At 67.8% G+C, this 21,786-nt stretch carries 17 protein-coding genes and 1 pseudogene; 10 read left to right on the top strand and 8 right to left on the bottom strand.

Annotation, left to right across the window (positions count from 1 at the left end; all coding sequences use genetic code 11):
• Positions 1-25: 25 nt before the first annotated feature.
• From MRAB57_RS28170 to MRAB57_RS28155, 4 genes and pseudogenes are all read right to left on the bottom strand, one after another.
• Positions 26-306, bottom strand: a pseudogene (locus MRAB57_RS28170) (polyphosphate kinase 2 family protein); the annotation flags it as partial.
• Between the two features lie 31 nt (positions 307-337).
• Positions 338-1,855: an Hsp70 family protein gene (locus MRAB57_RS28165; RefSeq protein ID WP_077090251.1), complete on the bottom strand. Its 1,518-nt coding sequence runs from the start codon at positions 1,853-1,855 to the stop codon at positions 338-340.
• 26 nt (positions 1,856-1,881) lie between these two features.
• A complete protein-coding gene (locus MRAB57_RS28160) occupies positions 1,882-4,137 on the bottom strand; it encodes a carbon starvation CstA family protein (protein WP_077090250.1) in 2,256 nt (751 codons plus the stop codon).
• 36 nt (positions 4,138-4,173) lie between these two features.
• Positions 4,174-5,703 (bottom strand): ATP-dependent DNA ligase, encoded by a 1,530-nt coding sequence (locus tag MRAB57_RS28155; protein WP_077090938.1) that lies wholly within the window; start codon positions 5,701-5,703, stop codon positions 4,174-4,176.
• A 102-nt stretch (positions 5,704-5,805) separates the two neighbouring features.
• On the opposite strand from MRAB57_RS28155, the gene MRAB57_RS28150 reads away from it, so the two are divergent.
• The 3 genes from MRAB57_RS28150 (at position 5,806) to MRAB57_RS28140 (ending at position 10,005) form a co-directional block, all read left to right on the top strand.
• A complete protein-coding gene (locus MRAB57_RS28150) occupies positions 5,806-6,573 on the top strand; it encodes an SDR family NAD(P)-dependent oxidoreductase (RefSeq protein ID WP_077090249.1) in 768 nt (255 codons plus the stop codon).
• Positions 6,574-6,712: 139 nt separating this feature from the next.
• Positions 6,713-8,890 (top strand): acyl-CoA dehydrogenase family protein, encoded by a 2,178-nt coding sequence (locus MRAB57_RS28145; protein ID WP_077090248.1) that lies wholly within the window; start codon positions 6,713-6,715, stop codon positions 8,888-8,890.
• 116 nt (positions 8,891-9,006) lie between these two features.
• The gene (locus tag MRAB57_RS28140; RefSeq protein WP_108638060.1) at positions 9,007-10,005 is read left to right on the top strand and encodes an IS481 family transposase; all 999 of its coding nucleotides are present in this window, start codon (positions 9,007-9,009) and stop codon (positions 10,003-10,005) included.
• Positions 10,006-10,011: 6 nt separating this feature from the next.
• Here MRAB57_RS28140 and MRAB57_RS28135 read toward each other — a convergent pair whose 3' ends face one another.
• Positions 10,012-10,695, bottom strand: coding sequence for a winged helix-turn-helix transcriptional regulator (locus MRAB57_RS28135; protein WP_077090247.1), 684 nt, complete (start codon positions 10,693-10,695; stop codon positions 10,012-10,014).
• A gap of 151 nt (positions 10,696-10,846) precedes the next feature.
• Between MRAB57_RS28135 and MRAB57_RS28130 the strand changes: the two genes are divergently transcribed.
• Positions 10,847-11,668 (top strand): class I SAM-dependent methyltransferase, encoded by an 822-nt coding sequence (locus tag MRAB57_RS28130; RefSeq protein WP_077090246.1) that lies wholly within the window; start codon positions 10,847-10,849, stop codon positions 11,666-11,668.
• Here the strand turns inward: MRAB57_RS28130 and MRAB57_RS28125 are convergent, their stop codons facing one another.
• On the bottom strand, positions 11,669-12,016 hold the full coding sequence (locus tag MRAB57_RS28125) for a Zn-ribbon domain-containing OB-fold protein (RefSeq protein WP_077090245.1): 348 nt from the start codon (positions 12,014-12,016) through the stop codon (positions 11,669-11,671).
• A gap of 58 nt (positions 12,017-12,074) precedes the next feature.
• Here MRAB57_RS28125 and MRAB57_RS28120 point away from each other — a divergent pair, with 58 nt between their 5' ends.
• The 4 genes from MRAB57_RS28120 (at position 12,075) to MRAB57_RS28095 (ending at position 17,566) form a co-directional block, all read left to right on the top strand.
• The gene (locus MRAB57_RS28120) at positions 12,075-13,268 is read left to right on the top strand and encodes a thiolase family protein (RefSeq protein WP_077090937.1); all 1,194 of its coding nucleotides are present in this window, start codon (positions 12,075-12,077) and stop codon (positions 13,266-13,268) included.
• Positions 13,269-13,293: 25 nt separating this feature from the next.
• Positions 13,294-14,745, top strand: a complete 1,452-nt coding sequence (locus tag MRAB57_RS28115; protein ID WP_077090244.1) for a FadR/GntR family transcriptional regulator — start codon at positions 13,294-13,296, stop codon at positions 14,743-14,745.
• Positions 14,746-14,894: 149 nt separating this feature from the next.
• Positions 14,895-15,884 (top strand): sensor histidine kinase, encoded by a 990-nt coding sequence (locus MRAB57_RS28110; protein ID WP_077090243.1) that lies wholly within the window; start codon positions 14,895-14,897, stop codon positions 15,882-15,884.
• A 1,139-nt stretch (positions 15,885-17,023) separates the two neighbouring features.
• Positions 17,024-17,566 carry a 2-isopropylmalate synthase gene (locus tag MRAB57_RS28095; protein ID WP_077090240.1) on the top strand — a complete coding sequence of 181 codons (543 nt, stop codon included), beginning with the start codon at positions 17,024-17,026 and terminating at the stop codon, positions 17,564-17,566.
• Between the two features lie 6 nt (positions 17,567-17,572).
• On the opposite strand, the gene MRAB57_RS28090 is transcribed toward MRAB57_RS28095, so the two are convergent.
• Positions 17,573-19,054, bottom strand: coding sequence for a cytochrome P450 (locus MRAB57_RS28090; protein WP_077090239.1), 1,482 nt, complete (start codon positions 19,052-19,054; stop codon positions 17,573-17,575).
• A 116-nt stretch (positions 19,055-19,170) separates the two neighbouring features.
• On the opposite strand from MRAB57_RS28090, the gene MRAB57_RS28085 reads away from it, so the two are divergent.
• Together MRAB57_RS28085 and MRAB57_RS28080 are read left to right on the top strand one after the other, a co-directional pair.
• Positions 19,171-19,818 carry a TetR/AcrR family transcriptional regulator gene (locus tag MRAB57_RS28085; RefSeq protein ID WP_077090238.1) on the top strand — a complete coding sequence of 216 codons (648 nt, stop codon included), beginning with the start codon at positions 19,171-19,173 and terminating at the stop codon, positions 19,816-19,818.
• A gap of 40 nt (positions 19,819-19,858) precedes the next feature.
• Positions 19,859-20,764 carry an SDR family oxidoreductase gene (locus tag MRAB57_RS28080; protein WP_077090237.1) on the top strand — a complete coding sequence of 302 codons (906 nt, stop codon included), beginning with the start codon at positions 19,859-19,861 and terminating at the stop codon, positions 20,762-20,764.
• On the opposite strand, the gene MRAB57_RS28075 is transcribed toward MRAB57_RS28080, so the two are convergent.
• A complete protein-coding gene (locus MRAB57_RS28075; protein ID WP_077090236.1) occupies positions 20,726-21,784 on the bottom strand; it encodes a DNA polymerase IV in 1,059 nt (352 codons plus the stop codon). The genes MRAB57_RS28080 and MRAB57_RS28075 overlap by 39 nt on opposite strands.
• Positions 21,785-21,786: the final 2 nt, after the last annotated feature.

The raw sequence follows: 21,786 nt of genomic DNA, 5'->3' as shown, positions 1-21,786 counted from the left end.
ACTTTCTATTGCCGGATTCAATCGGTCAGGGCGCCCCGACGATCAACGGATCGGGCTCGCCCACCACGTCATGGTCCTTGTCCTCGTACTCCGATTGTGCGAGCACGTAACGCATGGAGTTAATCCGGGCCCGCTTTTTGTCGTTGCTTCGTACCACGATCCAGGGCGCGTGCGTTGTTCGGCGGGGGACACCGAGAACCACAGCTTGGTGAGCGTTATCCCGCTATCGACCAGCATTCGTTCGAAAAGCGTTGCCTGCTCCATGAATTCGCGGTATTGATCCGGCGTGCAGAATCCCATCACCTTTAAGGTCGATCCGGGGCCGTTCGCTACCGCCTCAGCGCGCGGCGGCGCACCGCTCCAGCCGGAAGGTGCGCATGAAACCGCCGGGCTCCGTCGTGAGGGTCACCTCGACGGCGCCGCTGGGCGCGACGACGTAACGCTCCTCGACGTCGGGCCCGTCCTTCCACCGGCCGACCGGCTGGCGGCCGAGGTCGTCCCGGTCGTAGAGCGCCGGGTCGAACGGGAACAGGACCGGGTCGTACGGCGTCACGTCACCGTCGGGCCGGCCGTTGACCAGCCGGCTGCACTCGACGAAGCGGAAGTGGCCGATGTTGTGCGCGGCGCGGTAACGGCGCCGCACGACCAGCGGGGTGCGGCCGTCGGTGGGCAGTTCGGCGTCCTTGCGCACGATCGGATCGAAGACGACGTCGGCGCCGGCCTGCGCCTCGCGGAAAACGCCGAAGTGCCGCGAAAAGCGTTCGGACAGCTCGAAACCCGCCTCCGAGTCCAGGAAGACGGCGAGCCCGATCGCGCTGGCGGCGAACGGGTGCGGTGAACGTTTGACGCGCTTGTCGCCGAACGTCGTGCGCAGCGTCCGCGACACCAGCGGGAAGCCGCCGGCCCCGCCGACGACATAGATTCCCGCGACCTCCGACCACGCGATGTCGCGGCCGTCCCGGGCCGGGTCGCGCAGGACGCGGTCGAGCAGCGCGACGGTGGGGTCCACCAGGGGCGCGCACACCGAATACACGTCGTCGATGCCGCAGGCGAAGGGCGGGCGGTCGACCGCGGACATGTCCACCAGGAAGCGGCGGGTCTGCGGCCCGACGGCCTCCTTGCGCGCGGCGCACTCCTCGCGCAGCAGGTCGCGCGTGGCGGGGTCGACGTCCGTCAGCTGCGACTCGGCGAGGACCAGCCGCAGGATGGCCTCGTCGAAATCGTCGCCGCCAAGGCGTTGGATGCCCTCGCTGAGGACGACGTCGTTGGCGTGCCCGGTCATCTTGAGCAGTGAAGCGTCGAACGTGCCGCCGCCCAGGTCGTAGATGAGGACGTACTCGCGTTTGGCGGTGATCGTGGAGCGGTATCGGTGGGCGTATTCGAGGCTGGCGGCCGACGGCTCGTTCAGCAGCGCGACGACGTGAAAACCCGCCGCCACGAAGGCATCCAGCGTCAGCAGCCGTTGCGCGCTCGACGCGTTGGCGGGCACGCTGACCGCCGCCTCGATGGCTTCCCCGGGCGCGAGGCAGGCGTTGGAGCGATGATGCAGATCGTCTTTGAGCGCGCCCAGAAATCCGGTGAGCAGTTCGGTCAGCCGGTAACTGCGCCCGGCCAGGCTCACCTCGGTCTGCGGGCCGGCCTCGTTCAGCAGGCGTTTGATCGACCGCAGCACCGACCATCCCGGCTCGTGGCGCACGGCGGCGGCGTCCGCGCCGAAGCGCAACTCGCCTGCGGCGTTGGCGGCGATCAGGGAGGGCCACGCGTCGAGCCCATCAAAGGAGACGACCGGGTAATTACCCCGGTCGACCAGTGCGACGACAGTGTGCGTGGTGCCGAAGTCGATGCCGACTCTCATTCCGCACAATCTTAGGAGGGTGCGGCCTACTTCGGCACGACCGGTTTTTCCGGCGCGCCGTCCCACTGCCGCTGCACGTCGCGCTCGGTGGCGGTGGGGATCAGCCCCGACGGCGCGAACCGTTTCGACGGCACCGGGTCGTCCTCGGACAGCGGCGGCTTGTCGATGCCGCGAATTGCCCTGAGCGCGACCCCAATTCCGGCGACCAGAACGATGACCACAACCAGCGCGAAGAGGATCGACAGGGTGCCCTGGATCCAGGTGTTCCTGATGACCTCATCGAGCTGATGGGCGTTGCGCGCCGCACCGAATGCCGTCTTGCCCGCGTTCTTCGCCGCCAGGTAGTTGTGGTGCTGCGTCCAGTAACCGACGGCCGGGTCCGCGGAGAAGATCTTCTGCCACGACGCCGTCAGCGTGACGACGAGGTCCCACGCCAGCGGGAGCCCCGGGATCCACGCCCACTGGAGCAGGCCCTTCTTGATGACCACCACGGTGACGACGGTGAGCGCGATCGCCGCGAGCAGCTGGTTGGCGATACCGAACAGCGGGAAGAGCGTGTTGATCCCGCCGAGCGGGTCGGTGACGCCCATCAGCAGGACGCCGCCCCACCCGCCGACGACCGCCAGGCTGCACAGCCAGGCGCCGGGGCGCCAGCTCGGATTCCTCAGCTTGGCCAGCGGGCCGCCGAGGTTGCCCAGCCCGTCGGAGAGCATGAATCGCGCGACCCGGGTGCCGGCGTCGACGGTGGTCAGGATGAACAGCGCCTCGAACATGATCGCGAAGTGATACCAGAACGCCTTGAGGCTGGTACCGCCGAATACGCTTTGCAATACGTCGGCCATTCCGAACGCCAGTGTCGGTGCCCCGCCGGTGCGCGACACGATGGTGTGCTCACCGACGCCTTTGGCCGCCTGGCTGATCTGGTCGGCCGTCGCCCGGGCGCCGGGCAGGCCGAGGCCGTTGACATAGTCGGCGGCGGTGGCGGCGGTACCGCCGGTCTGCACGGCCGGGGCGTTGATGGCGAAGTACAGGTGCTGGTCGATGATCGCCGCGGTGATCAGCGCCATGATCGCGACGAACGATTCGGTGATCATGCCGCCGTAGCCGATCATCCGCATCTGGCTTTCCTTCTCCAGCATCTTCGGGGTGGTACCCGATGAGACGAGCGAGTGGAAGCCGGACAGCGCGCCGCAGGCGATGGTGATGAACAGGAACGGGAACAGTGAGCCGGCGAACACGGGTCCGTTGCCCCGGGTGGCGAACTGCGAGAGCGCGGGCGCCTGTAAGGCCGGATGCGCGATGCAGATGCCGATCGCCAGCAGGGCGATCGTGCCGACCTTCATGAACGTCGACAGGTAGTCGCGAGGCGCGAGCAGCAGCCACACCGGCAGCACCGACGCCGCGAAGCCGTACCCGATGATCAACCACGACAACGCCACCTGCGACAGGGTGAACCATGATGCGCCCCAGGATGTTTCGGCGACCCAATCACCAGAGGCGACGGCGACGAGCAATAGGACGGCGCCGATCGCGGATACCTCCCCGACCCGTCCGGGGCGGATGAATCGTAGGTAGCAGCCCATGAACAGCGCGATCGGGATGGTCATGGCGATGGAGAACACCCCCCACGGGCTTTCGGCCAGCGCCTTCACCACGATCATTGCCAGCACGGCGATCAGGATCAGCATGATGACGAGGACGCCCACCAGCGCGGCGGCCCCGCCGGTGGTGCCGAGCTCGTCGCGCGCCATCTGGCCCAGCGAGCGGCCCCGTCGCCGGGTTGAGATCCACAACACCAGGTAGTCCTGCACACATCCGCCGAGCACGGCGCCGATGACGATCCAGATGCTGCAGGGCAGGTAGCCCATCTGGGTGGCGAGGACCGGTCCGACAAGTGGGCCGGCTCCGGCGATGGCGGCGAAATGGTGGCCGAACACTACCCGGCGGTCGGTCGGCACGTAATCGGTGCCGTCGTCGAGAACCTCGGCGGGCGTGGCGTGGTCGTCGCGCGGGCGGACGATCTTGGCCTCGACCAAGCGGGCGTAGAACCGCAATCCGATGATGTACGTGCAGACCGCCGCGACCACCAACCACACCGCGTTCACGGGCTCGCCCCGGGCGAACGCGACGATCGCCCAGGCGATCGCACCGAGCACCGCGATGATCCCGAAGAAGATCTTGTGCGACACGGTGATGGGGGAGCGGTCGATGATCGCGACGGGCGGCAGGCTGTCGTCGGTGCGGATGTAGCTGACGTCCTTGTCGTGCACAGTCACGGACAAACCCTACGACGACGAGGGGTTTTCCGCCGGGCTCAATCAGTACAGCGAACGCACGTTGTCGATGGTGTCGGCCTCGGCCGGGCCCTTGTCGTCGCGGTAGCGCAACACCCGGGCAAACCGCAGTGCCACACCGCCCGGGTAGCGCGTCGATTTCTGCACACCGTCGAGCGCGATTTCGACGACCTGCTCGGGGCGCAGGTGCACGACTTGGCCGTCCGTGCCGCCGACCGCGAGTTCGCTGAAGCGTGCCGTCTGCCACTGAAGCATGGCGTCGGTCATGCCCTTGAAAGTCTTTCCCACCATGACGAATTCGCCGCTGGCCGGGTCGCGGGCGCCCAGATGAATGTTGGACAGCTTCCCGCGCCGTCGCCCCGAGCCCCACTCCACGGCCAGCACCACCAGGTCGAGCGTGTGCACGGGCTTGACCTTCAGCCAGCTGGCGCCGCGGCGGCCCGCGAGGTAGGGCGCGGCGGGCGCCTTGGCCATCACCCCCTCGTGGCCGGCGTCCAGCGTCGCATCGAGGAAGCCCGACGCGGCGTCGGCGTCGGAGGTGAGCAGCCGGTTGACGCGCTGGGATGGCGGCGCCAAGTCGTCCAGGGCGGCCAGCCGGTCGCTGGCCGGCTCGTCGATCAGGTCGACGCCGTCGCGGTGCAGGACGTCGAAGAAGAACACCGAAAGTGGCTGTGCCGCACGGGCCGCGGCCACGTCGACCGATCGGCCGAACCGCGACGCGGTGACCTGGAATCGATGCGGCCTGTTGTCGGGCCGCAGGGCGATGGCCTCGCCGTCGGCGATGAGGGTGTGCACTGGCAGCGCCAGCGTCGCCTCCACCACCTCGGGCAGCCGGGCGGTGACATCGTCGAGGCTGCGGGTGTAGACCGTGACCTCGTCGCCGGCCCGATGGATCTGCACCCGCGCGCCGTCCAGCTTCGCCTCGAAAATCGCGGTGCCGCCGTGCTTTTCGAGCGCCTCCGCCACACTGCTCGCCGTCTGGGCCAGCATCGGGCCGACCGGTCGGCCCACCCGCAGGGTGAACGCCTGCAGCGCGACCGCTCCACCGGACAGGGCGGCCGCGGCCACCGCGGGCAGGTCGCCGCCGAGCATCGCCGCGCGCTGAACCGCGGCGGCCGGGATGTCAGCGGCCTTGGCGACCGCGTCGGCCATGATCCCGGCCAGCGCCCCCTGCCGCAGCTCGCCGCCGAGCAGCCCCAGGAGGAATGTCTGCTCGGTGTCGGTGGACCGGGCGAACAGCCCGGAGACGAGCTCGGCACGGCGGGCTTGGGATCCCTTGCCCGATACGGCGCCGATCTCGGAGAAGGTGGCGTCGACACCGGCGACCGTCAGCGTCGGCTGCGCCGCAGGCGATGGCCGCGACCGCAACGACGCCCAGCCGACCCCGATCTGGCGTTGCCGCAGCTCGCCGGAGAGCCACGACACAACGGTGGCCACCGCTTCCGGCTCGGGGGCGGCGCGGCCCAACAGCTCGCCGATGTGGGCGACCTTGGTCAGGCGCGACGAGGTATCGCGGACGGTGAGCGACGTGTTTGCCACGTCGAGAAGGAGCACGGTTTCGAGCTTGGCATGGCTCGGTGACAAGCTCTGGAAACGGACCCGCTAGCGTGCCTACGTAACGTTACAGTTCACAGGGATTCTGACAAGGAGGTCCGGATGGAGATCAACGGGAAGAAGGTCGTCGTGATCGGCGGCGCGTCGGGGATGGGTCGGGCCAGCGCCGAGCTGCTGCACGAACGCGGCGCCGACGTCGCGGTGCTCGATCGCGAGGGTTCCGACGGCAAGGACGTTGCAGAGGGTATCGGCGGCACGTTCTACCCGGTTGACGTCACGGACTACGCAGGCACCGAGCAGACGCTGCAGGCCGCGGTCGACAAGCTCGGTGGTCTGCACGTCATCATCACCACCGCCGGCGGCGGCATCGCGCAGCGGACGCTGACCAAGACGGGCCCGCACGACCTGGCGGCCTTCCAGTCCGTGATCGACCTCAACCTGATCGCCACCTTCAACATCAGCCGGCTGGCGGCCGCGCACATGGCCAAGAACGAGCCGGAAGACCCCGAGACCGGGGAGCGCGGCGTCATCATCAACACCGCCTCGATCGCGGCCTTCGAAGGCCAGATCGGGCAGGTCGCCTACACCGCGGCCAAGGCGGGAATCGCCGGCATGTGCCTGACGATGGCCCGCGACCTGGGCTCCGTCGGCATCCGGGTGCTGGGCATCGCCCCGAGCCTGTTCGCGACGGGCCTGACCAAGGGCATCCCGGACGAATTCGCGACGCAGCTGACCAAGGACGCGGCCTTCCCGAAGCGGCTCGGCCGGCCCGAGGAGTACGCCAAGCTGGCGGCCGCGATCGTGGACAACCCGATGCTCAACGGCCAGTGCCTGCGGCTGGACGCCGGACAGCGGTTCGCGCCCAAGTAGGCACCCCCGAAAGTGCGCTCGCGGCATTAAGTACACTCTTTAGGCAGCCGCCCCGCTCCCCCTCGGAGCGGGGCAGGCTAACCACCCCGACCGCGCTTCTTCGCGACGCGGGGGGCCAAACCGCCGCGAGGAGGCCGTCATGGGTATCGCACTGACCGACGATCACCGCGAGCTCGCCGAAGTAGCCCGCGCCTTCCTGACTTCCCAGAAAGCCCGCGCGGCGGCGCGATCGCTGCTGGACAGCCCGGAAGAGGGTCGGCCCACCTTCTGGCCCGACATCGTCGAACTCGGCTGGCTCGGACTGCACGTCGACGAGGAGCACGGCGGCTCCGGCTTCGGGCTGCCCGAACTCGTCGTGGTGGTCGAGGAACTCGGCCGCGCGGTGGCACCCGGGCCGTTCGTCCCGACGGTGATCGCCTCGGCTGTCATCGCTAAAGACGGTGTGGGCGAACAGAAGTCGCGGCTGCTGCCCGGCCTGATCGATGGAACCGTCACCGCGGGCGTCGGGCTGGACGGCCAGGTGAAGGTCAGCGACGGCTCGGACGGTCTGACAGCCAGCGGCGACGCCGGAATTGTGCTGGGCGCCGGGCTTGCCGAGCTGCTGCTGGTCGCCGCCGGCGATGACCTGCTGCTGCTGGAACGTGACCGCGCCGGGGTGTCGGTCGAGGTGCCAGGAAACCTGGACCCGACCCGTCGTTCCGGACGCGTCCGTCTCGAGAACGTCAGCGTCAGTTCCGACGACATTGTGCCGGGGGCGCGGTCCTCGGCGCTGGCCCGGGCCCGGACGCTGCTGGCCGCCGAGGCGGTGGGCGGGGCAACGGACTGCGTCGAGGCCGCCGTCGAATACGCAAAGGTGCGCCAGCAATTCGGCCGCACCATCGCCACTTTCCAAGCCGTGAAGCATCATTGCGCCAACATGCTGGTGGCGTCGGAGTCGGCGACAGCCGCGGTGTGGGACGCCTCGCGCGCGGCCTCCGAAGACGAGGAGCAGTTCCGCCTGGTCGCCGGAGTCGCTGCGGCGCTGGCCTTCTCGGCGTATGCGCGCAATTCCGAACTCAACATCCAGGTGCACGGCGGAATCGGCTTCACCTGGGAGCACGACGCCCACCTGCATCTGCGCCGATCCTTGGTGACCTCGGCCCTGTTCGGCGGCGACGCGCCGGCGGCCGACGTCTTCGATCGCACCGCCGCGGGTGGGATCCGGGAAAACAGCCTGGACCTGCCGCCCGAGGCCGAAGAATTGCGTGCCCGGGTTCACGCCGACGCCGCCGAGATCGCGGCGCTGGACAAGCAGCCGCAGCGCGACAAGCTGATCGAAACCGGCTACGGCATGCCGCACTGGCCCAAGCCGTGGGGGCGCGCCGCCGACGCGGTGGAGCAGCTGGTGATCGAAGAAGAATTCCGGGCGGCCGGCATCAAGCGCCCCGACTACGGGATCACCGGGTGGGTGATCCTCACCCTCATCCAGCACGGAACACCGTGGCAGATCGAAAGATTCGTGGAGAAGGCGCTGCGCAAGGACGAGATCTGGTGCCAGCTGTTCTCCGAGCCGGACGCGGGATCGGACGCGGCGGCGGTGAAGACCCGCGCCACCCGGGTGGACGGCGGCTGGAAGATCAACGGGCAGAAGGTGTGGACCAGCGGGGCACACTACTGCGCTCGCGGGTTGGCCACCGTGCGCACCGATCCCGAGGCGTCCAAGCACGGCGGCATCACCACGGTGATCGTCGACATGAAGGCGCCCGAGGTCGAGGTCCGGCCGCTGCGCCAGATCACCGGCGACTCGGACTTCAACGAAGTGTTCTTCAACGACCTGTTCGTTCCCGACGAAGACGTCGTGGGCGCGCCGAACACCGGGTGGACGGTGGCCCGCGCGACGCTCGGCAACGAGCGCGTCAGCATCGGCGGCAGCGGCTCGTTCTACGAGGGACTGGCGGACAAGCTGATCGAACTCGCCCAGCAGCACTCAGATCGGTTGGCGGGAGCCAAGATTCGCGTCGGTAACTACCTGACCGACGACCACGCGCTGCGGCTGCTGAACCTGCGTCGCGCCGCGCGCAGCATCGAAGGGGCGGGGCCGGGTCCGGAAGGCAACGTCACCAAGCTCAAGCTGGCCGAACACATGGTGGACGGGGCCGCGATCTCGGCGGCGCTACTGGGTCCCGACGTCGCGCTGACCGATGGGCCCGGCGCCATGGCGGGCCGCATGATCATGGGTGCGCGCGGCATGTCGATCGCCGGCGGCACCTCGGAGGTCACCCGCAATCAGATCGCCGAGCGGATTCTCGGGATGCCGCGCGACCCGCTGATCAACTAGCTGTGATGTCCAGGGAGGTTGTCCCGTTCGGTGTCGGTGAGCCTGTGTGACAGGTGAAGGCCTCCGGTTGTGAAGTGGAGCTGTCTAGAAACCGCTTCACCAACCAGGAGGCCTTCGTGTCCCACGTTAACGCTGCATTGACCCCGCGCGCCCGTTTGAGGCTTGCCCAGCTCGTCGTCGAGCAGGGTTGGACCTACGCCGCAGCGGCCAAGATGTTCATGGTCGCGGAACGAACGGCCAAAAAGTGGGCCGTCCGATACCGCACCGAGGGGCCTGCCGGCATGCTCGACCGCAGTTCAAGGCCGCATCGCAGCCCGACCAAAACCAATGTTCAGCTGATGCGGCGAATCGTGAAACTACGGTGGCGCAAGCGACTGGGGCCAGTTCAGATCGCTGGTCAACTCGGCATGGCGGCCTCGACCGTGCACGCCGTGCTGACCCGCTGCCGAATCAACCGGCTCTCGCACATCGATCGCGTCACCGGCGAACCGCTGCGCCGCTACGAGCATGCCTATCCGGGTTCATTGATCCATGTCGATGTCACCAAGTTCGCCAACATCCCCGACGGTGGGGGTCACAAGTTCATGAGTCGCCAACAAAGCAGACGCAACGCCCGCCAGACCGCCCGCCGCACCGGCGAACGCAACAAGCGATATCAACCCAGAATCGGAATAGCGTTCTTACACACCGTCATCGACGATCATTCCCGCGTGGCATACGCCGAAATATGCACCGATGAAAAAGCCTCCACCGCCATCGGCGTGCTCCGACGTGCCATCGCGTGGTTTGCCGATCATGGGGTCACCGTCGAAAGGGTCTTGTCCGACAACGGCTCGGCCTACCGGTCCTACGCCTGGCGTGACGCCTGCACCGAATTGGGCATCACCGCCAAGCGAACCCGCGCCTACCGGCCCCAGACGAACGGCAAAGTCGAGCGATTCCACCGCACTCTTGCCGACGGCTGGGCCTACGCCCGACTCTACGAATCAACCGAACACCGCAACGACGCTCTACCCGGCTGGCTGCACTCCTACAATCACCACCGAGCCCACTCCGCCCTCGGAGGCCAGCCACCGGTCACCCGACTGACCAACCTCCCTGGACATCACAACTAGCCCGCGTCACGCCGGCCGCGGAACGGCCGCCAACCGTGACTGGCCGATCCATTCCGGGACCGCCCGGCGAACGTCCGCACCACCCTGAATGGTCACGGCGCCGTTGAGCGTGGCCCGCGACCACGATACGTCGCCACGCCACAGTTCGATCAGGGTGCGCAGGCTGGTGTCCACCGTTGCGGCCACCTCGTAGCCAGGGTCGAAATCGCAGACATCCGAGGCTCCTTCGGACACCATTAGCCACCAGCGAGACGCCTTGGTCGCCACTCCGCTCAGCCGGAACGCCACCACCGTGCGCGCCCGCGGCCACGCGTCGATGGGAATCGAGCGATGGATATCCCACATCAGTAGGTGCGGATCGAGCTCGTCGTCGCCCATCTCCGGCATCCAGCGAAGTCCCCACGCGCCGAGCGCGTCTATCACCGGCGCGAGTTCCCGGCCGCACGCTGTCAGCGCATACGAGGTGCGACCGTCGTTGTCGGTGCGCTCCACGACACCGGCCCGGCACAACGACTTCAACCGCTTCGACAACAGCGCAGGCGACATCTTCGGCACCCCGCGCCGAAGGTCGTTGAAATGGGCGCTGCCGCGTAGCAACTCGCGCACCACGAGCAGTGTCCAGCGTTCATCGAGCAATTCCACCGCCTTGGCCACCGGGCAAAACTGGCCATATTTCGACTTCTCGGGCATTGCCGCACCTCATTTCGCTGCGTCCAGTAGACGCCCGAGCAGCGCAATTGACTAGTACAGATTGTGAACTAGACCCGGTTCAGATCTGGCACTGGAATCGATTCATCGGCGAACAGACGATGGTGTCCAACGACCAGAAGGGAGCGTCATCATGACTGCAGCAACCGAAACCGATCGCGGCCTGGAAACCAAGCATCGCGCCCTGTGGGCCTTGGGCGACTACGCGACGGTGGCGACCGATGTGGTGGCACCGCTTGGCCCGGTGCTGGTGACGGCGAGCGGAATCGGTACGGGTGACCGTGTTCTCGACGTCGCCGCCGGAACCGGCAACGTGGCCATTCCGGCCGCGCTGCGCGGAGCCGACGTGGTTGCCGGCGATCTCTGCCCTGACCTGCTGGCGCGCGGAGAAGCGAGCGCGCGGGCCCGCGGCATCGGTTTGCGCTGGCAGCAAGCCAATGCCGAGGCGCTGCCGTGGGACAGCGACGAGTTCGACGCGGTGTTGTCCTGTGTCGGCGTGATGTTCGCGCCGCACCACCAACGTGCGGCCGACGAGTTGGTGCGAGTCTGTCGGCCTGGCGGGCGGATCGGGCTGATCAGCTGGACGCCAGAGGGATTCATCGGCGAGATGTTCGCGACGACGAAGCCATACGTGGCGGCGCCGCCGCCGGGTGTCCAGCCGCCGGCGCTGTGGGGCAACGCCGATCACGTGCGGGCCCTACTCGGAGAGCGCGTCACCGAATTCACCACGCAACGCTGCGCGTTACGAGTCGACCGCTTCGACGATGGCGCTATGTTCCGCGACTTCTTCAAAGCGAATTACGGGCCGACAATCGCCGCCTACCGCGGCATCGCCGACGAGCCCGACCGGATCGCGGCATTGGACGCACAACTGGCCGCGCTCGGCGACAGGTACCTGGCCGGGTCGTCCGCGATGGAGTGGGAGTACCTGTTGGTTACCGCGCGTAAGCGCTGATCAGCTAGCGGCGGGCCCGAATAACGGCGCCCCGCCGGCGCCCTTTTCCGGCCGGATGCTTACGGCCATCCCGGACGTCACGGAATCCGGTTCGCAGTCAACGATATTGGCGGCCACGCGCAGCCCGCTTTGTTCCACGAGCTCCACGATCGCGATCACGTAGGGGACCGGGATCTCCGGGTTGTACGGGTGGTGATTGACCGTGTAGGTGAACACCGTGCCCTGCCCGGACACCGGCCGCGCGACCAGTGGGCTGCCGCAGTCGCGGCACTGCGCCGCCGCGGGATGCACCCAGCGGTCGCAATCAGCGCAATGCTCGATGAGAAGCTGCGACGTCTGTGCTGGCACGTCGAATACAGTACACTTTATTGGTCTCAATGCGTGCGACGGATTTCGGACGGTGCAGATGACGTATTTCGAGAAAGACGCGATCCTGTCCGGCATCGGCATTTCGCGAATCGGCCGGCGCACCGGGATCCCGGGACGAGACCTCACCATGGAAGCGGTGCGTACCGCCATCGCCGACGCCGGCCTGATGCCCAGCGACGTCGATGGCATCGCGACGCTGGGTGACACGCCGGCCGCCGAGGTCAACGCCGAACTGCAGATCGAGGCGGCCGATTGCGGCGCCGGGTTCGGAACCGGGGGACTGCTGAGCCCGGTCATGTCGGCGTGCCGCGCGGTCGCCGAAAAGCGCGCCCACCATGTGGTGGTGTACCGGACCATCCAGATGCTCGGCGGCACGGTCCCGGTGAAGCAGGACGAGAACGCGCCGGCCCCGCCGCTGGCCCGGATGTTCGAGACCCCCGAGGGCGAGCCGAAGCCGGCCGTCGGCGCCATGGATGACGTCAACGATCTGGTTGCGGCGCAGGCTTATTCCGCCGCGAACTGGTTGGCGCTGAATTGCCGCCGGCACATGGATCTGTATGGCACGACCAAAGAACAGCTGGGCTGGCTGGCCCTCAACGGCCGGCGCAACGCCGCGCTGAATCCCCTTGCGGTGTACCGGGATCCGATGACGATGGCCGACTACCTCAGTGCGCGGCTGGTGTCGACGCCGTTCGGGTTGCTGGACTGCGACGTGCCCATCGACGGGTCGATCGCGGTCGTGGTCTCCCACGCCGACTACGGCCCGGACTGCCCGCACCGGCCCGTCCACGTCGAAGCGATCGGTGGATCCGACGGCGCCGGCGGCTGGTTCCACCGCGACGACTACCCCAGGATGGCGATGTCGGACGCGACCGCGCAGATGTGGTCGCGCACGGAGCTCAAGCCGGCCGACCTCGGCGTCGCCGAGTTGTACGACGGTTTCACGTATCTCACGATGGCCTGGCTGGAAGCGCTGGGGATCTGCGGCGACGGCGACGCAGGCCCGTTCGTCGAGGGCGGCACGCGCATCGCGCGCGACGGTGTGCTGCCGCTGAACACCTACGGCGGCCAGCTCTCGGCGGGGCGCATGCACGGTTACTGGGCGCTGCACGAGGGCTGCCTGCAGTTGCGCGGCGAAGCGGGGGAGCGGCAGGTGCTGCGGCGTCCCGAGGTCGGCGTGGTTTCCGTCGGCGGTGGACCGGTCGCGGGATGCATGCTGCTCACGTGTTGAGACGGCGGGCCCGGTTGACTCCGAGATGAGCACCGATCCGGACAGCGGGCGGCCCACGAAATTGGCTTCGACGATCGCACGCGAGATCGAGGCGGACATCGTTCGCCGCGGCTGGCCCGTTGGTGCGTCGCTGGGCTCCGAACGCGCTCTGCAAGAACGGTTTTCGGTCAGCCGATCGGTGCTCCGCGAAGCGGTTCGCCTCGTCGAACACCATCAGGTGGCCCGCATGCGCCGCGGACCGGGCGGCGGTCTGCTGGTCTGCGAGCCCGACGCCGGCCCCGCGACCCGCGCCGTCGTCATCTATCTCGAGCACCTGGGTACGACGCTCGACGACCTGCTCAACGCGCGCCTGGTGCTCGAACCGCTGGCGGCATCCCTTGCCGCGGAGCGGATCGACGAGGCAGGCATCGACCGGCTCCGCGCGGTGGTGCGCGAGCAGGAGCAGTGGCGGCCCGGCACGCCGATGCCGCGCGACGAATTCCACATCGCGCTGGCCGAGCAGTCCAAGAACCCGGTCCTGCAGCTGTTCATCGACGTGCTTATACGGCTCACCACCCGCTACGCCCTGCAATCGCAAGCCGGCTCGGCCAGCGAGGCCGTCGAGGCGCTCGACCATATGCACCTGCACCACTCCGAGCTCGTCGCCGCCGTCACCGCCGGCGATTCCGCGCGGGCCAAGACGCTGTCCGAGCGACACGTCGAGGCCGTGACCGGCTGGTTGCAGCAGCACCATCCCGGTCACGGCGGCCGGAGCCGCAGGCGCCGCAGGCGGCTCGATGTGGAGGCGTCCCGGGGCAAATCGGCCGAGCTGCTGGCCGCCACGATTGGCGACGAAATCGGGGCCGGCGATTGGCCGGTCGGCACGGTCTTCGGCACCGAGACGGCTTTGCTGGAGCGCTACCGGGTGAGTCGCGCGGTGCTGCGCGAAGCGGTCCGGTTGCTCGAGTACCACTCGGTCGCCCAGATGCGCCGCGGGCCGGGCGGTGGCCTGGTCGTCACCGAACCGCACGCGCAGGCCAGCATCGACACGATCGCGCTCTACCTCCAGTACCGCCAGCCGAGCCGAGAGGACCTGCGCAGCGTCCGGGATGCCATCGAGATCGACAACGTCGCCAAGGTGGTCAAGCGGCGCGCCGAATCCGACGTAATGGCCTTTCTGGAGACGCACCGAGCCGTCCTCGACGGCTGCCCGACCGCCGATGATGTGCGCAAAGCCACAACCGAGGAGTTCCGGTTCCACGTCGGGCTGGCGCAGCTGGCCGGCAACGCGCTGCTGGACCTGTTCCTGCGCATCATCGTCGAGTTGTTCCGGCGGCACTGGACCAGCACCGGACAGGCCCTACCCAGCCCGAATGACGCCGTGGCCGTCGAGCACGCCCACCTTCGGATCGTGGAGGCGATCGCGGTCGGCGACGACAGTTTGGCCAGCTATCGAGTCCGTCGCCACCTGGACGCGGCTGCCTCGTGGTGGCTGTAGCCCGCTTCCCGCCCAAGCGAGTCTGGTTTGTGATGTCTCGCCCTGCATAGGCAAGGCCTTCGCGGGGTATGGGGATGGGTAACTGGGGGAACAGAAAAAGGCAATGCGGATAGCGGGTCCGGCAGGGGGCTGGCGGGGAGTTGACATCGGTGACGGAGAGCAGGGGCGCTGAAATGAGCACGGAAGGCGAGCATCAAGGCTTCGTCCATTCCGCGCTCCTCTACCACTCGCAAAGGGAATACCTCGACTCCGTGGTCGACTTCGTCGGCGACGGGCTGTCGATGGACGAGGCGGTGCTGGTCGCCGTCCCCGGCGAGAATTTGGCGTTGCTGCGCGACGCGCTGGGCAGCACCGGCGGCGCACTGCCGTCCGGCCTGCAGATGGCCGACATCACCGAGGTGGCCCGCAACCCGAGCAGGTTCCTGGCGATGGAGGGCTCGTTCGCCGAGGAACACTCCAACCAACGCGCGCGCATCGTCAGCCAGGTTGTGTGGCCCGGTCGCACCGCGGCCGAACTGCCGGCGTGCCTGCAGCACGAAGCGCTGGTCAACGGGGCCTTCGAGGGCCGGCAGCTATCGGCGTTGTGTCTCTACGACGCGGGCCGGCTGGAAGACGAGGTGCTCGCGGGCGCTCGCGCGACTCATCCGTTGGTGTGGAAATGCGGTGCGCTGCAACGTAGTTCGGAGTACGCGCCACACGACATCCTGGCCAACTGCAATCAACCGCTGCCCGTCAACCCGGGTGCGGTCACCTACATGGTTCGGAAGTCCACGGACCTACGCCCGGCCCGGTCGTTCGCCGTCAACTACGGCGACTGGGTCGGTTTGTCGGCGGATGGCATCGACGACCTCCAATTGGTCGCCACCGAGCTGGCCACCAACAGCCTGATGTACACCGAGGGGGCCTGCCAGCTCGCCTTCTGGCGGCATGACGGGCACCTGGTGTGCGAGGCGCGCGACACCGGCTGCCTGGAAGATCCGCTGGTCGGGCTGCTGGACCCGGGGCCCACCGGCCCCGCCAGCCGCGGCCTGTTCTTGGTGCATGCCATCTCGGATCTGGTGCGTACGCACACCACGTCCACCGGAACGACCATCCAGGCGTATCTGCCGCTCAAGACGTCGACCGGACCGGTCGGCTAGACGGCTACGGCAGTCCCGGGAGCATGCCGCCCGCGCCCGTGGGCGCGCCTGCGGGAACGCCGCCTCGGATGACGCCGCCGTGTGTGCCAACGGCGCCTCCGGCCCCGGCGGCAGCGCCGGCGCCGCCGGCTCCAGAGGCCCCGCCGATCGCCGGGCCGACGATACTGCCGCCGATGACGCCGGGGATGGCCTCGTAACTACACCCGGTGGCTAGCGGCAGCGCGATGAGCGCTGCGAACGCTGTTGCCAGTGACTTCTTGCTCGGTGCGTTCATCGGGCGTGCCCTTCGTCGGCGAGCCTTTGTCAGACTAGTGTGCAACTATTTCGCGCAACCTGGAAGGACCCCACGCGAAGCAAACGCGAACGAGTCTGAAAGTTCGGGCGAATTGGCCTTTGCAAAATTGACTGGGTCTAAAGACCGGGGGTCCCGCGCCGGTGACAATCCCGGGGCTGATCAGCGGTACGCCCCGCCGCCGGTTATTTCTTAGTCGTGAATTACTCGGGCGTGCCGACCGAATGGGACCGCAAAGCGAGCAAATTTGATTGTGCCCAGAAAAGGCGCCGAAATGTCAGAACAGTAGGCGTCCCGCCGGGAGCCCGAGTTCCCGGCGGGCCGCCTGCTGTTTCTGCTATCCGAGCAGGCCGGTGACCGCGCCCACTACGCCGCCTAGGCCGCCGCCACCGCTACTCCCACCGATTAGGCCACCGCCGCCGGCGCCACCCGCGGCCGACGCGCATCCGGTGGGCAACAGGACCATCGCTGCGACGCCAATTGCGGCTGCTGTGTTCTTCAGTGTTTTCTTGGTGTGTGTGCCCATCGTCTTGAGCCCCTTCTGTCCATCGATAACTACTAGGCGCATGTGCAACTAGCCAGGGGACGCATAGCCGTATTGCACACAGGTAAACCAACGGCCCGAAAACTCTTCCTGTCAGTTTTCTGGGGATCTGGGAACTTCCTGGTAGGCAAGAAACGGAGTTGCGCTGCCTGCACGCGGCGTCTAAGGTCGCGCTCGTGCGTCTTCTCGCGAGTGCCGTAGTAGCCAGTACCCGCAGCGGGGTCTGATCCAGACCGACCCCCCGCTGTGGGTCGGAAGCTACTACCCGTCGGTCGCTCCTACTGAGCAGAGAAGACCGACACCGTGCCTCAAACGCAAACTCTTTCCAATTCCACCACCGCGCCCACGCCCACTCCCGCGCGGTCGTGTGCGGCCAACGCGTGGTTCGGCGAGCACTTCGGCGCGGACCTGCCGCGCGGCCTGCGGGAGCAGGCCGACGCGATGTCCTGGGAAAGCTTCGTCGCGACCTATGGGCCCAGCGCCGGGCCCCTGCGCCTCGGTCACTGGCAGTGCACCGATCCCGAGCAGTCGTCCGCGCGCCTGGGCCCGCAGGCGCGCAACTTCCGGGCGATGATCGCCATCGGCGACAACCTCTGCACCGCGACCGCCGCCGCCAGCGGGCCGATCGCCGCGCTCACGACCATGCTGCACGAGCGCGGGATCACCATCGAGACGGTGAAGTTCCACCAGATGCGATCGAGCGACGCCACCGCCACGTTCATCTGCGGCAGCGACGGTTTGCGCGCCGAGTGGGCCATGGGTTGTGCGGCGGACCCGACCCAGTCGGCACTGCGCGCGCTGATCGCCTGCGCCAACCGGCTGGGCGGCGAGCAAGCGACCGCCTAGCCGAAATCAGAGCGGGCGCAACAGAATCGGCATGCCGTCCTTCGGCACCGGCATGCCGCCGTAGTCCCATTCACACTTGTAGCCCGCGCGGGGCGGCTCCAGCCGGTACTTGCGCAACAGCCGGTGCAGGATGGTCTTGATCTCGAGTTGCCCGAACACCATTCCGATGCACTTGTGGGCGCCGCCGCCGAACGGGGTGAACGCATAGCGGTGCCGCTTGTGCTCGTTGCGCGGCTCGGTGAATCGCTCCGGGTCGAATTTCATTGGGTCGGTCCACAATTCGGGCAGCCGGTGGTTCAGGCCCGGGAACGCGATGACGTTGGTGCCCTTGGGGATGTAGTAGCCGAGCAGGTCGGTGTCGCGCACCGTCTGCCGCATGGCCCACTGCACCGGCGTCACCAGCCGGATCGACTCGTTCATCACCAGGTCCAGCGATTCAAGCTTCTCCAGCGAGTCGATGTCGAGCGGCCCGTCGCCGAGGCGGTCGGATTCCTCGCGGCAGCGCTGCTGCCACTCCGGGTTGGCCGCCAGGTAGTAGGCCATGGTCGTCACGGTCGACGTCGAGGTGTCGTGCGCGGCCATCATCAGGAAGATCATGTGGTTGACGATGTCTTCGTCGGAGAATGTGTTGCCGTCCTCGTCCTGGGTCTGGCACAACACCGACAGCAGGTCGTTGCCGGGGTTCGCGCGCTGCTCCTTGACGCGCTCACGGAAGTAGTTCTCCAGCAGCTCGCGCGCCTTGATCCCGCGCCACCAGGTGAAGGGCGGCACCGGGGTGCGGATGATCGCGTTGCCCGCGCGCGTGGTGGTGGTGAACGCGCTGTTGACCTTGGTCAGCAGTTCGCGGTCGGTGCCCGGCTCGTGGCCCATGAATACCATTGAGGCGATGTCGAGGGTGAGCTCCTTCATCGCCGGGTAGAGCAGGAACCGCGCATCGTTGACCGCCCAGTCGTTGGCGACCGTCTTGGAGACCACCTGGTCCATCTGCCCGACGTAGCTGACCAGGCGGGAGCGGACGAAGGCCTCCTGCATGATCCGCCGGTGGAACATGTGCTCTTCGAAATCCAGCAGCATCAGGCCGCGGTGGAAGAACGGCCCGATTACCGGCACCCAGCCCTGCTGCGAGTAGTCCTTATTGCGGTTGGAGTAGATGACCTGCGCGGCGTCCGGGCCCAACGCGGAGACGCCGGGGAGCACCGGCGAGTCGCCGAAGACCACCGGGCCCCTGGTCTCGTAAAGGAACTTCAGGTAGTCGGGGCCGCCACGCATCATCTCGACGATGTGCCCGAACACCGGCAGGCCCGCGTCGCCGATGGCCGGCTTGAGTCCGCTGCCCGGCGGCGGGTCCGCGAGCTTGCGCTCCGGGAACTCGGTGTTCAGCAGCCGGCGTTCCAGCAGGCCCATCCCGGGGAAGTTGGTGATCGACGGGGTCAACCGGCGACGCGCCTGGTCGAGCAGGTAATGCGGGGTGCTGATGGTCGCGGCCATGAACGCTCCTTTGCGAACCCGGACAAGGTGACAGGTGTCACTCGATCTTCATCTTTCGTGACAAACTTGACGGCTGTCAAGTTTGCTTTTACGTCGGCGTGGGGCAAGGTCGGGGGATGACCAGCCACGCCGAGAACTCCGACGCCGGCGGGCCGGCCACGCGGCGGCGCGGTGACAAACACCGGCAGGCGATCATGTCGGCGGTGCGCGACCTGCTCGAGGAAAAGCCGTTCGGCGAGCTTTCAGTCAGCTCGATCAGCCAGCGCGCCGGCGTCGCTCGGTCCGGCTTCTACTTCTACTTCGACTCCAAGTACGCGGTGTTGGCGGCGATCGTGGCCGAGGCGACCGAGGAGCTCGAGGAACTCACCCAATACTTCGCCCCGCGTCAACCGGGAGAGTCGCCGGAGGAATTCGCCAAGCGGATGGTGGGCAGCGCCGCCGTCGTCTACGCGCACAACGACCCGGTGATGACGGCATGCAACGCCGCCCGCTACACCGATGCCGAGATCCGGGACATGCTCCAGCAGCAGTTCGAGGTGGTGCTGCGCGACATCGTGGCGGTCGTCGAGGCCGAGATCGAAGCCGGCACCGCGCACCCGATCAGCGACGACATCCCGACGCTGGTCCGGACGCTGGTGGGCACCACGTCCCTGATGCTGACGGGCGACCCCGTCTTTGTCGGTGACGACGAAGACGGGGACCGCCGCGTGCGCCTGCTCGAGCAGTTGTGGCTGAACTCGCTGTGGGGCGGCGGACCGAAGTAGGGGGCGTCGCCGCATCGTTACCCCCGGTATCGTCACCGCCATGGGGCGACGGACATCCGGGCAGTATTTCGCGGGGAAGCGGTGCCTTGTCACCGGCGCGGCCAGCGGCATCGGCCGGGCAACCGCATTGCGGCTCGCGGCGCAGGGCGCGGAGCTGTTCCTGACCGATCGCGACGGCGACGGGCTGCGGCTGACGGTCGCCGACGCGCAGGCGCTCGGCGCTCGCGTGCCCGAACACCGGGCCCTCGACGTCGCCGACTACGAACAGGTCGCCGCGTTCGCCGACGACATCCACGCCGCCCATCCGAGCATGGACGTCGTGATGAACATCGCCGGAGTATCGGCGTGGGGCACCGTCGACCGGCTCAGCCACGAGCAGTGGAACAGGATGGTCGCCATCAACCTGATGGGACCCATCCACGTCATCGAGACGTTCGTCCCTTCGATGGTCGCGGCCAAGCGGGGCGGGCGCGTGGTCAACGTGTCGTCGGCGGCCGGGCTGGTCGCGCTGCCCTGGCACGCCGCGTACAGCGCCAGCAAGTTCGGTCTGCGCGGGCTGTCCGAGGTGCTGCGCTTCGACCTGGCCCGACACCGCATCGGGGTGTCGGTGGTGGTGCCGGGTGCGGTGAAGACGCCTTTGGTCAACACCGTCGAGATCGCCGGGGTCGATCGCGAGGATCCGAAGGTCAGCCGGTGGGTGGACCGCTTCAGCGGCCACGCCGTGTCGCCGGAGCGGGCCGCCGAGAAGATCCTGGCCGGGGTGCAAAAGAACCGGTACCTGATTTACACGTCGCAGGACATCCGTGCGTTGTACGCGTTCAAGCGGCTGGCGTGGTGGCCGTACAGCGTGGCGATGCGCCAGGTGAACCTGATCTTCACGCGGGCGCTGCGGCCTAGCCCGGCCCCGCTACCCCGGCATCTCCAACTCGAGTCGCACCCCGAGTAACCGGACCGGGCGGTCCAGCTCGAAAAGATCCAGCACGCGCAGGGCCGCGGCGATGATGACGTCGGGATCGGTGGTCGGCGCGTCCAGCTTGCGGATCTTGGTGCGGGTGTAGAACGTCGCGGTGCGCACCGTCACCGCCACCCGGGTGACGATACGGGCCGAGGCCACCACGTCATCGAGCGCCTGGCGCGCCAAAGCCGTTACAGCCGAATCCATTTCGGCGCGGTCGGTGAGGTCTTGCGGGAACGTGACAACGTGGCTTCGCGAGCGCGGCACCCATGGCTCGGCGCTGACAGTGTCGTCGCCGCCGCCCTTGGCGAGAAGCAGTAGCCACAGCCCTGTGCGGGCGCCGAACGCGGACGTGAGCAGTTCGGCGTCGGCGTAGGCAAGCTCCCACACCGTGGTAATACCAAGGGCGGCAAGTTTTTTCGCCGTCTTGGGACCCACGCTCCACAACGCGTCGACGGGACGGCCGCCCATCAGTTCCATCCAGTTCGCGTCGGTGAGCGCGAACACGCCCGCCGGCTTCGCGAAGCCGGTGGCCACCTTGGCGCGCTGTTTGTTGTCGCTGATGCCGACCGAACACGACAGCCCGGTTTCCGACAGGACCACGGCGCGGATCTGCTCGGCGACCTCGAGTGGGTCGGTAGCCACGACGGCGACGTAGGCCTCGTCCCAGCCCCACACCTCGACGGGGTGGCCCAAGTCGCGCAACAAGCCCATCACCCGATCGGATGCCGCGTCGTAGGCGGCCGGATCCGAGGGCAAGAACGTGACTCCGGAGTCTGGGGGGCAGCGCCGTGCGGCGGTGCGCAGCGGCATGCCCGCGTGCACCCCGAATCCGCGGGCCTCGTAAGAGGCGCATGTGACGACCTTGCGCGGCTCGGTGGGATCGCCACTGCCGCCGACGATTACCGGCAGCCCGACGAGCTCCGGGTGACGCTGCAGTTCGACCGAGGCCAGGAACTGGTCGAGGTCGACGTGGAGGACCCAACGCGGTGTCGGCACGGGTTCGGGCATGG

This window comes from Mycobacterium rhizamassiliense (assembly GCF_900157375.1).
Classification (GTDB): domain Bacteria; phylum Actinomycetota; class Actinomycetes; order Mycobacteriales; family Mycobacteriaceae; genus Mycobacterium; species Mycobacterium rhizamassiliense.
The sequence above is the reverse complement of the archived record's forward strand: the minus strand, read 5'-3'. Positions and strand labels throughout refer to the sequence as shown.

What these genes read in the sequence shown, in the direction of transcription:
- MRAB57_RS28165 (WP_077090251.1), bottom strand. Translation starts at nt 1,855, where the DNA reads ATGAGAGTCGGCATCGACTTCGGCACCACGCACACTGTCGTCGCACTG.
- MRAB57_RS28150 (WP_077090249.1), top strand. Translation starts at nt 5,806, where the DNA reads ATGGAGATCAACGGGAAGAAGGTCGTCGTGATCGGCGGCGCGTCGGGG.
- MRAB57_RS28145 (WP_077090248.1), top strand. Translation starts at nt 6,713, where the DNA reads ATGGGTATCGCACTGACCGACGATCACCGCGAGCTCGCCGAAGTAGCC.
- MRAB57_RS28135 (WP_077090247.1), bottom strand. Translation starts at nt 10,695, where the DNA reads ATGCCCGAGAAGTCGAAATATGGCCAGTTTTGCCCGGTGGCCAAGGCG.
- MRAB57_RS28130 (WP_077090246.1), top strand. Translation starts at nt 10,847, where the DNA reads ATGACTGCAGCAACCGAAACCGATCGCGGCCTGGAAACCAAGCATCGC.
- MRAB57_RS28120 (WP_077090937.1), top strand. Translation starts at nt 12,075, where the DNA reads ATGACGTATTTCGAGAAAGACGCGATCCTGTCCGGCATCGGCATTTCG.
- MRAB57_RS28115 (WP_077090244.1), top strand. Translation starts at nt 13,294, where the DNA reads ATGAGCACCGATCCGGACAGCGGGCGGCCCACGAAATTGGCTTCGACG.
- MRAB57_RS28090 (WP_077090239.1), bottom strand. Translation starts at nt 19,054, where the DNA reads ATGGCCGCGACCATCAGCACCCCGCATTACCTGCTCGACCAGGCGCGT.
- MRAB57_RS28085 (WP_077090238.1), top strand. Translation starts at nt 19,171, where the DNA reads ATGACCAGCCACGCCGAGAACTCCGACGCCGGCGGGCCGGCCACGCGG.
- MRAB57_RS28080 (WP_077090237.1), top strand. Translation starts at nt 19,859, where the DNA reads ATGGGGCGACGGACATCCGGGCAGTATTTCGCGGGGAAGCGGTGCCTT.
- MRAB57_RS28075 (WP_077090236.1), bottom strand. Translation starts at nt 21,784, where the DNA reads ATGCCCGAACCCGTGCCGACACCGCGTTGGGTCCTCCACGTCGACCTC.